This is a genomic window from Janthinobacterium sp. FT14W, from assembly GCF_009208755.1.
Taxonomy (GTDB): Bacteria; Pseudomonadota; Gammaproteobacteria; order Burkholderiales; family Burkholderiaceae_D; genus Janthinobacterium; species Janthinobacterium violaceinigrum.
This window is the reverse complement of record NZ_WFLL01000020.1, coordinates 25309-40415: the sequence shown is the minus strand read 5'-3', so window position 1 is coordinate 40415 and position 15107 is coordinate 25309. Positions and strand designations below refer to the sequence as shown.

General features: G+C 64.9%; 13 protein-coding genes and 4 tRNA genes. 10 read left to right on the top strand and 7 right to left on the bottom strand.

Features of this window, described 5'->3' with window-relative positions; all coding sequences use genetic code 11:
* Positions 1 to 256 precede the first annotated feature (256 nt).
* On the bottom strand, positions 257 to 2740 hold the full coding sequence (locus tag GCN74_RS14955; protein ID WP_152257416.1) for an ATP-binding protein: 2484 nt from the start codon (positions 2738 to 2740) through the stop codon (positions 257 to 259).
* Between the two features lie 483 nt (positions 2741 to 3223).
* On the opposite strand from GCN74_RS14955, the gene GCN74_RS14950 reads away from it, so the two are divergent.
* The 3 genes from GCN74_RS14950 (at position 3224) to GCN74_RS14940 (ending at position 3611) form a co-directional block, all read left to right on the top strand.
* A tRNA-Arg gene (locus GCN74_RS14950) sits at positions 3224 to 3300 on the top strand.
* Between the two features lie 82 nt (positions 3301 to 3382).
* Positions 3383 to 3459 (top strand) — tRNA-Arg (locus tag GCN74_RS14945).
* A 75-nt stretch (positions 3460 to 3534) separates the two neighbouring features.
* A tRNA-Arg gene (locus GCN74_RS14940) sits at positions 3535 to 3611 on the top strand.
* A 121-nt stretch (positions 3612 to 3732) separates the two neighbouring features.
* Here the strand turns inward: GCN74_RS14940 and GCN74_RS14935 are convergent.
* Positions 3733 to 5883, bottom strand: a complete 2151-nt coding sequence (locus GCN74_RS14935) for a hypothetical protein (RefSeq protein WP_152257415.1) — start codon at positions 5881 to 5883, stop codon at positions 3733 to 3735.
* Positions 5884 to 6166: 283 nt separating this feature from the next.
* On the opposite strand from GCN74_RS14935, the gene GCN74_RS14930 reads away from it, so the two are divergent.
* Positions 6167 to 6243 (top strand) — tRNA-Arg (locus tag GCN74_RS14930).
* A 55-nt stretch (positions 6244 to 6298) separates the two neighbouring features.
* On the opposite strand, the gene GCN74_RS14925 is transcribed toward GCN74_RS14930, so the two are convergent.
* Entirely contained in the window at positions 6299 to 7171 is an 873-nt protein-coding gene (locus GCN74_RS14925) for a helix-turn-helix domain-containing protein (protein ID WP_152257414.1), read from the bottom strand.
* 115 nt (positions 7172 to 7286) lie between these two features.
* Here GCN74_RS14925 and GCN74_RS14920 point away from each other — a divergent pair, with 115 nt between their 5' ends.
* Together GCN74_RS14920 and GCN74_RS14915 are read left to right on the top strand one after the other, a co-directional pair.
* The gene (locus GCN74_RS14920; RefSeq protein WP_152257413.1) at positions 7287 to 8258 is read left to right on the top strand and encodes a phytanoyl-CoA dioxygenase family protein; all 972 of its coding nucleotides are present in this window, start codon (positions 7287 to 7289) and stop codon (positions 8256 to 8258) included.
* A 94-nt stretch (positions 8259 to 8352) separates the two neighbouring features.
* Positions 8353 to 9498 (top strand): alpha-hydroxy acid oxidase, encoded by a 1146-nt coding sequence (locus GCN74_RS14915; protein ID WP_152257412.1) that lies wholly within the window; start codon positions 8353 to 8355, stop codon positions 9496 to 9498.
* Here GCN74_RS14915 and GCN74_RS14910 read toward each other — a convergent pair.
* From GCN74_RS14910 to GCN74_RS14895, 4 genes are all read right to left on the bottom strand, one after another.
* The gene (locus GCN74_RS14910) at positions 9495 to 10007 is read right to left on the bottom strand and encodes an AAA family ATPase (protein WP_152257411.1); all 513 of its coding nucleotides are present in this window, start codon (positions 10005 to 10007) and stop codon (positions 9495 to 9497) included. The two genes, GCN74_RS14915 and GCN74_RS14910, sit on opposite strands and share 4 nt — an antisense overlap.
* A 194-nt stretch (positions 10008 to 10201) precedes the next feature.
* Entirely contained in the window at positions 10202 to 10861 is a 660-nt protein-coding gene (locus GCN74_RS14905) for a hypothetical protein (protein ID WP_152257410.1), read from the bottom strand.
* Between the two features lie 72 nt (positions 10862 to 10933).
* A complete protein-coding gene (locus GCN74_RS14900; protein ID WP_193317095.1) occupies positions 10934 to 11707 on the bottom strand; it encodes a CPBP family intramembrane glutamic endopeptidase in 774 nt (257 codons plus the stop codon).
* Positions 11708 to 11715: 8 nt separating this feature from the next.
* On the bottom strand, positions 11716 to 13314 hold the full coding sequence (locus tag GCN74_RS14895) for a sensor domain-containing diguanylate cyclase (RefSeq protein ID WP_193317094.1): 1599 nt from the start codon (positions 13312 to 13314) through the stop codon (positions 11716 to 11718).
* Positions 13315 to 13452: 138 nt separating this feature from the next.
* Here GCN74_RS14895 and GCN74_RS14890 point away from each other — a divergent pair, with 138 nt between their 5' ends.
* From GCN74_RS14890 to GCN74_RS29550, 4 genes are read left to right on the top strand one after another with little or no spacing between them, the layout of a single operon-like run.
* Positions 13453 to 14016: a GNAT family N-acetyltransferase gene (locus tag GCN74_RS14890; RefSeq protein WP_152257407.1), complete on the top strand. Its 564-nt coding sequence runs from the start codon at positions 13453 to 13455 to the stop codon at positions 14014 to 14016.
* Positions 14013 to 14360, top strand: coding sequence for an SMI1/KNR4 family protein (locus GCN74_RS14885; RefSeq protein WP_193317093.1), 348 nt, complete (start codon positions 14013 to 14015; stop codon positions 14358 to 14360). Before GCN74_RS14890 ends, GCN74_RS14885 begins: the two co-directional genes overlap by 4 nt.
* 15 nt (positions 14361 to 14375) lie before the next feature.
* Positions 14376 to 14915 (top strand): GNAT family N-acetyltransferase, encoded by a 540-nt coding sequence (locus tag GCN74_RS14880; RefSeq protein ID WP_152257406.1) that lies wholly within the window; start codon positions 14376 to 14378, stop codon positions 14913 to 14915.
* Complete coding sequence (locus tag GCN74_RS29550) at positions 14912 to 15034, top strand: hypothetical protein (protein WP_264372890.1); 123 nt, start codon at positions 14912 to 14914, stop codon at positions 15032 to 15034. Before GCN74_RS14880 ends, GCN74_RS29550 begins: the two co-directional genes overlap by 4 nt.
* The last annotated feature ends 73 nt before the right edge of the window (positions 15035 to 15107 follow it).

Below are 15107 nucleotides of genomic sequence, written 5' to 3'. Positions count from 1 at the left end.
CTGGAAAGATAGTAGCGCCTTGCAACAAGATAGGGCGCACAACAGCGCCTGAACTCGCTTCTGCCATGCGTGGCAGCCAAGGTCGACAGTCTCCAGCCCGCCGCGCAGGTATGCTTCTGCATTTCAGTGTAGCAAACTTCATCTTAGTTGCTTGTAGGACAGTGCCGCGTCTGAAAGTAGGAAGGCTAAACCATAAAATAGTCATTTTGTTCTGCACTATGTATTTCTTTGCATCATCTTTTTAAGAGGCGGGGCGTCAGGACGGGGCGGCGCTCATGCGCGCCGCCGCCAGCTGAGCCACGGCTGCCAGCAGTTCGGCTGCGTCCAGCGGTTTCGAAACCCAGGCCTGGAAGCCGCCGGCCAGCGCCCGCTGGCGATCTTGCGGCTGTGCAAACGCCGTCAGCGCCAGCGCGGGCAGCCGCGCCGCATCGTGGGAGGCGCGCGCGCGCACTTGCGCCAGCAAGTCGAAACCGTCGGCATCGGGCATGCCGATGTCGCTGACCAGCACATGCGGCGCCACCTGGTCCAGCAGTTGCAGCGCTTGCGCGGCGCTGCCGGCGCAGTGCACTTCGGCGTTGTTGCCGCGCAAGATGCGTTCCGTCAGTTCGCGCGCATCGGCCTCGTCATCGACCAGCAGCACCTTGATACCGCGCAAGTCATGGCTGGCGGCCCGCTCGCTGCCCGCCCGGCGCGCCGGCGCGGCCGGCGTTGCCAGGGGCAGGCGCACGGTGAAGCTGGCGCCCTGCATGTCGCCGGCGCTGCTGGCCGCGACCGTGCCGCCATGCTGCTCCACCAGGTGCTTGACGATGGCCAGTCCCAGTCCCAGGCCGCCATGCCGGCGCGTGGTGGAGGCGTCTGCCTGGCGGAAACGGTCGAATACGTGGGGCAGGAAGTCCTTCTTGATGCCGACGCCGTTGTCGGCCACCGTGATGGCCAGGCGCGTCGCCTCGCGGCGCACGCCGATATCGACCTGTCCTCCTTGCGGCGTGAACTTCAGGGCGTTCGACAGCAGGTTCCAGATCACTTGCTGGATGCGGCTGGGGTCGCCCGTGATGCTGCCCGCATCGCTGGTGATGCTGCTGTGGATGGCGATGTGCTTGGCGTCGGCCGCGGGGCGCAGGGTTTCGATGGCCGAGGCGATGATGCTGGCTGGCGCGAGGGTCTGCAGGTCGAGCAGCACCTTGTCGGAGGTGATGCGGCTCATGTCGAGCAAGTCTTCGATCAGCTGCGCCTGCGCGCGCGCGTTGCGCTCGATGCTTTGCAGGCCACGGTGCAGATCGGCCTGGTCGCGCGTGCCGCGCCGCAGCACCTGGGCCCAGCCCAGGATGGCCGACAGCGGCGTGCGCAGTTCGTGCGACAGGGTGGCGAGAAAATCGTCTTTCAGCTGGTTCGTGCGCTCGGCCTCGGCACGCGCCTCGCGTTCGCTGTCGAGCAGCACCTTGCGCTCCTCGGCCGCGCGCGTGGCGGCTGCGTACAGGCGCGTATTGTCGAGCGCGACGGCCGCCTGGGCCGCGATGGCCGAGACGATGCGTTCGCTGCGCGCGCTGAACATGCCCGCCTGCGGATGGCCCAGCAGCAAGCGCCCCAGCAACAGGCCCGAGCGCGAGCTGACGGGCAGGCTCAGGCAGCTGCGCAAGGTGGGCGCGCCGTCGGCGCTGGCGTCGGGCGCCGCCAGCAGGTCGTTCTGGCGCGTGGCAGGGCCCTGGCGCAGTTCCGTGGCGATGGCCTCGGCCTGGTGCAGGCTGATGCCGTTGACGGCGCGTGCCGCCGGCAGGGCGCCGGGGCTGTCGTGGACGTCGCCCGCCTCGTCGTAATAAAAGGCGCCGAAGCGCGCGCCGCTGATGCGCGTGGCCGCATCGACGGTTTCCTGCAGCAGGGCGGGCAGGTCGAGCGTGCCGGCCAGGGCCGCGCCCGTGTTGTTGAGCAGTTCGAGCACGCGCGTTTCATCGCGCAAGGCTTCCTGCGCGCGCTTGACCTGGTCGACGTCGGTGCTCGTGCCGAACCAGCGCAGCAGCTGGCCGCCCCGGTCGCGCACGGGATTGGCGCGCGTCAGGAACCAGCGGTACTGGCCGTCGGCGCCGCGGATGGGGAACTCCATCTCGAACGGCGCGCCATCGCGCAGGGCCGCCTTCCAGCCTTGCAGCATGGACGGCAGGTGCTGCGCGTCGTAGGCGATGCTCCAGCCGTCGCCCGCCATCTGTTCGGCGCTGGTGCCCGTGTAGTCGTGCCAGCGCTGGTTGTACCAGGCGATGGTGCCGTCGAAGCTGGCGATCCAGGCCAGCTGCGGAATGGAATTGGCCAGCGCGCGCAAGTCTTCCCCGCTCTGGCGCAAGCTTTCCTCGGCCGCCTTGCGCTGGCTGATGTCCTGGATATACGTGGTCAAGCCATCGCTGGAAGGGAAGATGCGCACTTCCAGCCAGCGTCCCAGCGGCGGATACGGCAGCTCGAAACTGCAGCTGTGCTGCTGCGCCATGGCGCGCCGGTACTGCACTTCCAGTTCCGTGCCCTGCAAGGAGGGGCAGGCTTGCCACAGGCTGCGGCCTGCCAGGCTGGCGTCAGGCGGCCGCTGCGGGGCGAACATGTCGGCGCCGCGCGTATTGATGTAGCGGATGGTCCAGTCGGGGTCGAGCAGGCAGAAGCCGTCGGTAATACTTTCCAGCAAGTTGGCCAGGCGCTCGTCTGACAGGCTCAGCGGCGCTGATGGGGGCAGCAGATCTTGCTTGCGGTCATGCTTGGCCATCGGAAATCCTGCACCAGTTAGTTTGCCGTACGGGCCGCCGCCTGTCGGCGCGCTGGCAGCGCGTGCTGCCGTCGCTGAGCTCATTCGAATGCGTCATGATGGGGTCTGCCAGCCGTCATGGATAAGTGGATGGAGGCGCTAGCGCAAGCGCCCCCGCCTGCCTGTTATTGTAGCCCCAAGCGGCGCGCCGCCACCGCACGCTTGCGCGCTCAGGTGCGGCCCCGGCGCCGCCACTTTGCCATTGCTTGCAGATAGCACTGGACAGGGCGGGGAGCAGTCCCTATAATCCCGCTTCTTTCGAGACAGCAACTTCTCGATGCACTGGATGCCACTGTGAAAGCGGCAGCATCCAGCGTGCAAGGCCGAAGCTTTTGGCAGTGAAAAGATGGTTGATGGTGCGGGGCGGTATTCTGCAAAATCAGCTAAGCGATTGAAAAATCGAACTTTTCAAAGCGAAATGAATACGCTATAATGTTTGCCTGCGCGGCTGTAGCTCAGCTGGATAGAGTACTTGGCTACGAACCAAGGGGTCGTGGGTTCAATTCCTGCCAGCCGCACCAGAATACTGAAAATCAGACTTTGCCTGGTTTTGTTGTAACAAGTTTCACCTCCATGTTGTTGATGGAATGTTGTAGAAGTTTTGCGGCTGTAGCTCAGCTGGATAGAGTACTTGGCTACGAACCAAGGGGTCGTGGGTTCAATTCCTGCCAGCCGCACCAGTATTGCCAGCATCGGATTTCCGTGTTGATGAAAGTTTCAAGCTTCGCGCCGTCCGGCGAAGTGTGTCAGAGTTTGCGGCTGTAGCTCAGCTGGATAGAGTACTTGGCTACGAACCAAGGGGTCGTGGGTTCAATTCCTGCCAGCCGCACCAGTATCAGCAGTAGTGAAAAAAACCCGGAAAGTTCGCTTTCCGGGTTTTTTTTCGTCCGGCGAAACGGCCGCTTGCAGCGCGCCGCCGGTATCGCGGCGCGCTGCAGTCCGCGCATGCCGCCTCAGTTCGGGTAGGGCTGGCCCGACGACGCCTGGTTGCCCAGGACGATGGTGGTCACCCACAGTCCGCCAGCCGTCACGGGGCCCGTGAACTTGAACAGCGAGGCGCCCGGTTGCGCCGGGTCCGCCACATTCGACGCCAGGGCATTCAACCCCGAGGTCGTGAACGTGCACGAGGTTTCTTGTCCAACGGCATTTTGTTCCGCGTTCAGCACGGGCGTGGCGTTATTGAACAGGTACAGGCCGCAATTATCCATTTTCGATCCGTAGGCGGCAGACTGCGTGTAGTTGAAGGTCACCACGCCGTCGAGCAGGGCCGCGGCCGCAATGGACGACAGTTTTGCCGGCGTGATGCTGGTGATCGTGGCAAACAGGCTGGCCTGGTTAGCCTTGGCAAACGCTTTCGACAGCGGCACGGCATTGATCTGGAACGGGAAGGCGCTGACGGCGCCGTTCGGCGTCTTCAGGGTCCAGACGTAGACTTTTCCGGGCGCCGCTTTCGTCTCGTCGATGCAGGCCGTGCCGGCACCCAGGCCCGGCGTGCCGGCGGGCAGGCTGGCCAGGTCCTGGCAGCTCTGGATCGCTTCGGCGTTATTGTAGAAAGCGCTGGCGGCGCCATTGCTGTCGGCAATCCGCATGTGGGTGTAACCGGTGGCCGGCAGGATCAGCTGCAGTTTGCTGCCGGCCGTGCCCGGTGTCTGGAAGTCGCCGAACGTCGTCAGGCCGGGGCCCCGCACGTCGATCCTGTTGATGGCCGGATTTTCCTGCAGCACGGTGTCGAGTTCGACGTGCGCGGCCCATTCGCGCGCAAAGCTGGCTGCACCTGCACCGTCGATGCTGCGCTGGATGCGCGCATTCATGTGCATGTCCAGGTGGCCGCTGCCGGCCAGTTTCCAGCCGCCGGCGCAGCCGCTGGTGTCGCTCGTCTTGACCAGCTTCCAGTTGAGCATGCCCGCATCCGTTCCGATGCGCAGCTGCACCCATGCGCTGCTCGGCTTGCCTGCGGTGAAGGCGATGGCCGTCGCCCCGGCGCCCAGGCGATTGCCGATGAAGTCCGCCACGCGCGTCGTCGAGGTGCTGGCCGACGAGGTCAGCGCGGCAATTTCGTCGGTGCTCAACGGTTGCATGTTGACGCTGGCCAAGCCCAGCGCTTCGATCGTCAGCCCCGCATGGGCGGCCTGGTCCGTACTGGTCAGGGCCGACACGATTTCCGCCTTGCCTACCGCCGTACCCATGTTGAACGTGCCGTCGATGAACGGCGACACGGCCGCCGCCGACGGCACGACAAAGCCCGTCTTCGGATACAGCGCGCTGAGCGAAGCCATGCAGGCGCGGATTTCCGGCAAGACGCTGGCCGCAGCGTTTGCCTTGGCCAGGTCGGCATCCGATGGCGGCGTCGCGGCGGGTATCGTCGACGCGCCGCCGGCAGCGGCAGGCAAGGTCACACTGCCCAGCGTGCTGTTGGTGGCAATCAGGGTGACCGTCGCCATGGCGCCTTGCGCTTCCGCGGGCGCGACGAGGATCTGGTCCAGCACGGCATCCATGCCCGTGCCGTTGGCAACAAAGGCGCCCGTCAGCGGATTGGTGTTGCTGGTGTTAATCGGTTTGATCATGGCGACGACTGCGGCGACGGCCGCATCGAGCCGTTGCTGGGTTGCGGCACTGGCCAGTGCCGCGGTGCAGGCGGCCGGGACGGCATTGGCAACGGGCGCGCAGACGCTGGCCAGGGCAGCGCCGCCGGGCTGGCCCGACGCCGCGGAGACGATCAGGTCCGTCAGCGGCGTGATATTGACGGTTTGCCCCGCTGCGGCGGCGATGGAATTCATGGTCACCTGCTTGCCGCCGGCCGTGCCGGTGATGCTCAGGAGAAAGGGGGGCGTCATGCCGCCCACGTCGAGCGTATAGGCGCCGCCGGCGCCGGTGCTGACGGCGACGGACACTTTGCCCTTGCTGTCGATGGCGATCACGCTGCCCGAGACGGGCGCGCCGACGGCGGCCGTGCCGCTGAGCGTCGTGGCCGGCGGCGGCACGACGGGCACGACGGGAGGAATGGGTGCAACGGGCGCAACCGGGTCGGCAGAGCTGCTGCTGCCGCCGCAGGCGGCAAGCATGAGGGCGGCGGCGCAGGCGGCGGCCAGAGGTAATTTATGCAAGTTTATTTTCATGACATCCCCTTGGTATTTTTTTTGAAATTACTGCAAGTAAACATTCTCAAAGTTTTCCATGAATTGCAATTTATTTTTCCTTGATGCATTAATAATGATGAAGAAGTAATGTGCGTGTCGGTTTTGCGCCGCAGTTGAAAAATAAATATGACTAAATAGATAACTGTGCGGCATGCGCGCGCCGCCGCAAAACAGGGGTGGCCGTCAATTGTGAAATATCGCCGCCGCGCCCTTTGCCATTCTGCAAAGCCCTGCTATAATCTTGTCTTAGGCGGCTGTAGCTCAGCTGGATAGAGTACTTGGCTACGAACCAAGGGGTCGTGGGTTCAATTCCTGCCAGCCGCACCAGAATATCGGGGGTCAGATTGTAAAATCTGATCCCCTTTTTCGTTTCCGAATGGTTTTACGCTGCGCGTTTGGCGCCGCGCCGGTATTGCAGGCGAAATGCGCGCGGCGTGACTTGCTTGGCGGCGCGGAACTGGCGGTTGAAATGCGCGAGGTTGCGGTAGCCTGCCTCCTGCGCGATGGCGGCAATGGCCAGGTCGCTTTCGATCAGCTGTTGGCAGGCGCGGCCGATGCGCAGCCGCGCCAGGTACTCGCCCGGCGTGCAATGCGCGTGGCGCTTGAAGCCGCGGTGAAAGGCGCCCAGCGACAGGGCCGCCCGCTGCGCCAGCGTTTCCAGGGCAATCTCTTCCCGAAAATGCGCGTGCATGAAGTCAAACACGCTGGCCATGCGCCTTTGCTGCCCGTCGGGCAGCGCCGCCTGCGCGGTCGAGGCCAGCGGCCGCGCGTCGCCATCGTCCGCCAGGTCCAGCAGCACGCCGAGCAGCAGCGGCAAGCGCTGCGGCACGGGCAGCGCATGCAGCTGCAGCAGCCTGGCCGCGCTGCGCGCGCTCGTGTCCGCTGAAAAATGCAGGGCCGGGCCGGCGCGGGCCGCCAGTTGCCGCAAGCTGTGCAATTCCGGAAAACAGGCCGCCAGCTGCTCCACCCATTCCAAGGAAAACCACACGACGACGGCCAGCATGGGCTGCGCGCCGTCGATGCGCTCGCTGGCCGACCACGTGTGCGGCAAATTCGGCCCCAGCAGCACCAGGTCGCCCGGTTCGAAATCGCCCAGGTGGTCGCCGATGTAGCGTTGTCCCCGGGCATTGACGGTCAAGGTCAGTTCGAACTGCGGGCGGTAATGCCAGATGAAGGGGATGGTGTCGAGTTCGCGCCACAGCAAGCCCCAGGAGTGGCCCGTCGGTATCGTGACTTGTTCGAATAAAGGCGTCATTGTGACGTTTGAAGCGTTGTGGTAGTCAGGATAGTACCAGTATTGGTTGCTGCGCACGCATTTTCTCCCGAGCTTCCGTCGCACAATCCGTCTCACACCAACACAGGAGACAGCGATGCAAAACCAGGTTCAGCACGTCAACCCGCAATACGGCGTAGGCCGTCCCGGCAACCCGTCCGTGGCTTACACGGAACAGACGCAGTTGCGCGACATCCGCAAGCAGCTGCCGCTGCGCGTGCTGTCCGACAGCGATTTCCTGCACTGGCAAACCTACGGCTACGTCATCGTCAAGGATGCCGTGCCGCCCGAACAGGTGCGCCGCACCACGGATTTTCTGTGGGAATTCCAGGGACTCGACCAGCATGATGCTTCCACCTGGAACCACGGCCAGTTGCGCGACCACGCGATGCAAGAGCTCAACGGCTCGGGCATGGTCGAGGCCTACCATAACCAGACCCTGTGGGATAACCGCCAGACCCAGCGCGTCTACGACGCCTTCGTCGACATCTGGGACCGCGAAGACCTGTGGGTGACCATCGACCGCGCCAACCTGAACACGCCCAACAATGGCAAGCGCAAGTTCGGCGGCTTCATCCACTGGGATGCCGACACCACGCTGGACCCGCTGCCCGTCAACGTGCAGGGCGTGCTGGCCCTGTCCGACACTTCGCCCGACAGCGGCGGTTTCCAGTGCTATCCGGAACTGTTCAATAATTTGCTGGCGTGGCGCAAGACCGTGCCCCTGGACCGCAACCCGTGGCAGCCGGACCTGGCGACGGTGCCGTATCCAATGGAATTCATCGCCATGAAGAAAGGGGAGTTGTTGATCTTTAACAGCCTGCTGGCGCATGGCATCCGCCCGAACACGTCCACGGACCAGGTGCGCCTGGCGCAGTACATTTCCTTTACGCCCGCCCAGGAAGACAACCAGACCTTGCGCGACTGGCGCGTGCAAAGTTGGCGCGAGCGCAGCGCGCCGCAAGGCTATGCGTTTCCCGGCGACCCCGAGGAAAAGGAAAAGCTGCGCTATCCGCAGGCGCAGTTGAGCGAACTGGGCGAGAAAATCCTCGGCGCGCGCGACTGGTAAGTGTGGCGCCAGGTCCGGCGGCATTGCCCGCCGGATAGACAATTGCGGGCAAATGCACGATCATGGTTCGACTTGCCATCGACCGAGGAAACGCATGAGTATCATCACCTGCATCGAAGACTTGCGCGTGCTGGCCCAGAAACGGGTGCCGCGCATGTTTTACGACTACGCCGATTCCGGCTCCTGGACGGAATCGACGTACCGGGCCAACAGCAGCGATTTCGCCAGGATCAAGTTCCGCCAGCGCGTGGCCGTCAACCTGGAAAACCGCAGCCTGGCCTCGACCATGGTGGGCCAGCACGTCTCGATGCCGGTGGCCCTGTCGCCCACGGGCCTGACGGGCATGCAGCATGCGGATGGCGAAATCCTCGCGGCCCAGGCCGCCGAGCGCTTCGGCGTGCCGTTCACCCTGTCGACCATGAGCATCTGCTCGATCGAGGACGTGGCGGCCAACACGACGAAACCGTTCTGGTTCCAGCTGTACGTGATGAAGGACCGCGAATTCATCAACCGCCTGATCGACCGCGCCAAGGCCGCCAAGTGCGGCGCGCTGGTGCTGACCCTGGACTTGCAGGTGCTGGGCCAGCGCCACAAGGACTTGCGCAACGGCCTGTCGGCGCCGCCGAAACTCACCATTCCCAACATCATTAACATGGCCACCAAGCCGCGCTGGGTGGCGGGCATGCTGGGCACGAAGCGGCGCGGCTTCGGCAACATCGTCGGCCACGCCACGTCCGTGTCCGACATGTCGTCGCTGTCGGCCTGGACGCAGCAGCAGTTCGACCTGAGCCTGTCGTGGGCGGACGTGGAATGGATCAAGCAGCGCTGGGGCGGCAAGCTGATCATCAAGGGCATCATGGACCCGGAAGATGCGCGCCTGGCCGTGGAAAGCGGCGCCGACGCGCTGATCGTCTCGAACCACGGCGGACGCCAGCTCGATGGCGCGCAATCGTCGATCGCAGCCTTGCCCGCCATCGTCGACGCCGTCGGCAGCCAGATCGAAGTGCACATGGACGGCGGCATCCGCTCGGGCCAGGACGTGATCAAGGCCGTGGCCCTGGGCGCCAGGGGCGTGTACATCGGCCGTCCGTTTTTGTACGGCCTGGGCGCCATGGGCGGGCCGGGCGTCACCAAGTGCCTGGACATCATCCGCAACGAGCTGGACCTGACGATGGCGTTCTGCGGCTTGCGCGACTTGCAGCGGGTGGACAAGAAGATTTTGCTGCCGGGAACGTTTTAAGCCGCCACGCGCACGATGTGAAACCCCTCCGATGCGTCGGGCGGCACGAAGTGGCGCGTGATTGCATCAAATTGCGCATCGCTGGTGGAGAACGGGTGCAGTCCGCTTTCATTGCGAAGGTGCAAGCGCGCCTTGCATGTATCGTCCGGCACGTCCAGGTAGTGCAGCACGTGCGGCGTGCCCGCCTGCTGGAACAAGTCGCGCATCCAGGCGCGGCTGGCCGGCGTATTCGCGGGGAAATCGAGGACGACGGACACGCCCGCCTGCAGCATGTGCAAGCATAGCGGCGCGATGGCTGCGCGCAGCCGCGCCGCGCATGCCACATAGTCGGCCAGGCTGGCGATCTGGCCCGGATACAGCTGCGCCAGCAAGCTGTCTTCGCTGACGCGCACCGTATGCGGCGCGCTGGCCAGCCGGGCGCTCAAGGTGGATTTGCCCGAGGCGATCTTGCCGCACACGAGGTGCAGGGTGGGGGCGGAAGGGGCGGCAGGACTGGACGTGGTATGCATGGGCGCTCGCTAGAAAGGGACATCAAGCCTGCGAGACGTTTTGACCAGTGACTGCAAATCAAAGCCGCCTCTCGGGCGGCTTTGGCAACGACACTCCTGCTAAGCCACCATCGTTGAAATGGCGGCAATAATGGAGGGCAGGGGGGTATAGGTCGGTTGCATGATGCAACGATGCCATGCGATGGGCCGCGCTGTCAAGCGGGGCCGAGGCGCGTCCACGGCTCGCTGAACGCATCCCCGTCGAGAGGGTGCGCATGCGGGTCGTCTTGCCGGAACAGGCCGCCGATCGGCATGTCCTGGATGGCGTGCGTGAAACCGCCGTACGGCGAGGCGCTGCCCCACTGGCGCCGCGTGTGGGCGAAGACGACGGCGTCTTGCTGCGCGGCCAGTTGCGCCAGCGATTGCCGCACGGTGGCGGCCGCTGCGGGACCCAGGTCCGTGGCGATGGCGCACACCAGGCGCTGGCCGAACTGCAAGGGCTTGCCGGCCAGGCCCAGCAGCGATTCGTTGACCAGGGCGAGGAACAAATCGGGCGCCTGGCCGTCCTTTTCGCAGGTGGTCCAGGCGGGCGCCCACGCTTCCAGGCTCATGAAGCGCGCCTCCGTCGTTGCCGGCCCGTGCGTCCACTTCGCATGCGATTTCTCGTCCCAGCCCAGGCGGCCAAAGGAAACCGGCTTGCCCTTGGGCGTGTATTGCAGGCTGCGCACGCCGGCCTTGCCCCGCATTCCCGCCTGTACCACGATGCCATCGAGGCTGGCGGCGAACGGCGTCCATTGCGCCGCCTCCCACAGCGGCGCGGCATCGGGCGCGGCCAGCAGCAGGAAGACTTCGTAATCACGTGAAAAAAACGCCATGCTACTCCTTCAATAAATCAAAAAAATCTTGCCGCGTCATGCGGGTGGCGTGCGCTGACCATGCCTGTTGCGCTATGCGGCCGCATCGGACAGCGTCATGGCGGCGCGCTGGCTGGGGCGCAGCAGGTAGACGCCGTACAGGCACAGGGGCAGCACGGCCAGCAGCGCGACATAGGGCAGGATCGAGGCGCCGTCTTCGGCCGGGTGCGGCAAGGTGGCCGTCACGAGCGCGTAGTCCCACAGCCCATGCACGAGCACCATCGGCCATACCGAGCGCGTGCGCAGGCGGATGGCCGCATAGCCGACACCCTGCAAGGTGGCGGCGATGGCTTGCCACACGGCGCCGCTGACGTCGCCCGTGGCCAGGCCGTTGGCCGTGTGGGCCAGGCCGAACAGCGCCGACGACATCAGGACGGCCGGCCAGACGGCGTAGCGGTCCAGCATGCCTTGCAGCAAAATGGCGCGGAACATCAGTTCTTCCGAGATGGCCACCAGCGCCGCATTGCAGGCGACGATCAGCAGCACGCGCGGCTGGGGCCAGCCGCCGGCCCAGGCCAGCAACAGCATCAGCAAGGCATACAGCAGGGGCGGCCAGACGAGCCACAGCGTTTTCAGCGGCGGCGCGCACAGGCCAGCCGCGCGGCGCCGGCTTGACGCCAGCAGCAGCGCCAGCGCGAACACGGCGGCCAGCGCCCACGACAGGCCGATGCCGCCGGTCACCGTTGCCCCCAGGGGCGCGCGGCCGGCCGATTCCAGCCAGCGGCCGCCCACGGTCAGGCCCAGCCAGACGGCCAGCGCGGCGATGGCGAGCGGCATGCTGAGGTGGATTTTTTTAGGGATGGACATGGCTGGCCTCATGTTGCCGGCGCGTCGCTGCTGACGCGATTGCGGCCGCTGTTTTTCGACTGGTACAGCAAGGCGTCGGCCTGGCGTATCAGCGCGCTGCTGTCGGTGGGGTGGTCCTGTTCCGGATGGAGCGTGGCGGCGCCCAGGCTGACGGTGACGACGCCGTTGGCGCTGGCCGCATGCGGGATCTGCAACGCTTCCACGGCCGCCCGGATGGCTTCGGCAACTTCCCGCGCGCCCGCGGCGCCGGTGCCGGGCATGATGACGGCGAACTCTTCGCCGCCGTAGCGGGCCGCCAGGTCTTCGGTCCGCCCGACGCTGTGCGCCACGGCGCCCGCAACGGCTTGCAGGCAACCGTCGCCCGCCACGTGGCCATACTGGTCGTTAAATTTTTTAAAGAAATCCACGTCGAGCATGATCAGCGACACCCCGTTCCCGCTGCGCTGGGCGCGCTTCAATTCCAGGGCCAGCGTTTCATCGAAACAACGGCGGTTGGCCAGCCCCGTCAAGCCGTCCTGCGAGGCCCGCGCTGCCAGGTCCGCATTGGCGCGCTGCAACTGCGTTGTGGCCAGGCGCAGGCTGGCCTCGATACGGTCGCGCAGCGCAAGCTGGCGCATCAGCTTGCGGAACAGGTAGATCAGCGCCGCCCCCGCCGCCAGCGACGCCAGCACGATTTGAATGCTCAGCCTTTGCCATTCGGCAAAGATATCTTCCCTGGACAAGCCCGCCGCCACGATGAGGGGAAAGCGCTGCAGGTGGCGATAGCTGTACAGCCGCTCGATTTCGTCCACTTTCGCCGTCATCATCGCCGTGCCGGCAGGCCCTTTTTCGCGGTAGGCGCGCAAGAGTGCGCCCGAAGAGATATCCATGCCGATGACGTCGGCCTGGAAGGGCCGCCGGTAGATCAGCGTGCCGTCATCGAGGGCAAAGAAGGCCGTGCCCGTATTGCCGAGATTGAGCGTGGCGTAGACGCGCTCGAAGGAATCGAGCCCCAAGGTGATCAGCACCACGCCGGCAAACGAGCCGTCCGCCGCTTCGACCCGGCGCGACACGGGCAAGACCCATTGCCCGCTTGATTTGCTGAGCACGGGGGCACTGATGTGGCTGCTTAACCCTGTATGCGTCTTGTGATAGATAAAGTAATTGCGGTCGGCATTGTTGCCGTCCTGCTGGACACCGGACGAGGCGGCAAGCCACTCTCCCTGGCGGTCAAAAATGTAGACGCCGTTAATTTCCACGATATTCCGCGACAGCTGCTGCAGATGCGATTGCAGGCGCGCGCCCGTCGCGTCGCTATTGCCTTCGCGCCGGATCTGTTCGACGATATCTTCCAGCATGACGTCGGCGATTTCCAGTTCCATATACGCTTGCGTGGCCAGGGTGCCCGCCATGTGTTCCGTCGTCGCCCTGGCTTCGCGCAGGCGCACTTCGCGCGAAGACCAGACGATCCAGATGGTCATGCCCAGCAGCATGGCGCACATGCAAAAGAAGGCGATGCTGGCCCACACGATCAGCGGCCGTCTATGGCTGCCCGAGGCCCCGGGCTGCGCCGGGAGGGCGCCGGTATCCCGTGCATTGTGATTGGCGGCGTCCTTTATTGCGTCCATGGGCGTATCATGAAGTTGCATCTATGATATGTGGAAAATATTGCCATACTACATTAAAAGCACGCGCACAAAGTTGCCACATCGTTATAGTTGCATGGAATAATAGGCATCGATCATTTGAATCCAGATTGGAGTGGCATGGCCTACACGAAAATCCTCACCACTGAGCGCCTGATCCTGCGCAAACCGCAGGCATCGGATGAGGCGGACTTGTTCGCCATGCATTCCGACCCGGAAGTGATGCGCTATTTCAGCGAACCGCCCTGGCAAGACGCCAGCATCGCCGCAAGCAAGCTTGCCGAGGATATCGCCGCCTTCGAGAGGGAAGACTATTTCCGCTTCGCCGTCACGCTGAAGGCGACGGGCGGATACATCGGCAGCTGCAGCCTGTTTTCCGAGCACCGCCAGAACCGCCGCGCCGAAATCGGCTATGCGCTGGCGCGCCCGCACTGGGGCAAGGGCTATATGCAGGAAGCGCTGACGGCGCTGCTGGAATATGCATTCATCGAGCGCGACCTGAACCGCCTGGAAGCCGATATCGACCCGTTCAATACGGGGTCGGCCAGCGCGCTGGAGCGGCAGGGTTTTAACAAGGAAGGTTTCTTGCCCGAACGGTGGATCGTCGGCGGCCAGGTCAGCGATACGGCCCTGTACGGCTTGCTGCGGCGCGAGTGGGAAGCGCGGCGCAAGGCCGCCGGGTGAGCGGGCAAGCCATCGATGCGCTCCAGCGCTGGCTGGGCCACGCCTTGCCGGCGCACTACCTGGGTTTTATCGAGGACGGGCACGAGGGCATGCGCGGCGAACAGGTATTGCTGTACGGCGCAGAGAGCTTGCGGGAGCGTAACGAAACCTATGACACGCAGCAAGCCTGCCCCGGCTACGTGACCATCGGCGACGACAGCGGCGGGCGCGCCGTCATGCTGGCGCTCGATGGCGGCGACCGCGCCGTGTACCTGGTGGGGCACGGCTCCATGCAGCGCGACGATTTCGAGTGGGTCGCCGATGATTTTCACGCCTGGCTGGCCGATGGCTGCCCGCTCGGCTGACGCGGGGGCAACGCGATGAAAACCGCCGATCTGCCTGTTTCCCCCCATGCCCTGGTAACCGTGCGCCACCTGCAGCGCGACGATGCGCGCGCCTGGTATGCGTACCTGGCCGATCCCGCCGTCGTGGAGCACACGAGCTGGGATTTGCGGGGCATCGGCGACCTGCTGCCGAATTTCGATGCCTATGCATCGGCCGAGCCTGCGTCGCCCATGCGCCTTGCCGTGGTGCTGCGCGATGGCGGCCAGCTGGTGGGCACCATCGGTTTCAATGCGATTTCCCCGCAGCACCGCACGGCGGAGATCGCGTACGACCTGGCGCCCGCCGTGTGGGGGCAGGGCGTGGCTACGTCCCTCGTGAACGCTGTCGCGGACTGGGGCTTGCAGCGCCACGGCTTCGTGCGCATCCAGGCGGCCGTACTGGAGAGCAATGAACGTTCGATCCGCGTGCTCGAACGCTGCGCTTTCGCGCGGGAAGGCTATTTGCGCTGCTACCGCCAGATCCGTGGAAAATCCGGCAACTTCTGGCTGTATGCGCGCATTGCCGGCAATCCATGAACAAGCCTCGCTTGAGCATCTTGCTGGTGGAAGACCACCTGGCCATCGCGCGCCAGGTGCTCGCTTTCCTCGCTGGCTTGCGCTGGCAGGCCGACCATGCGCGCCACCGACGCGAATGAGGTGATCTGGGAATTTTTCAGCAGGCCCCGGCGCTGATCCGCGTGCCTGCGCGCACGGGCAAGCTGCCATGCT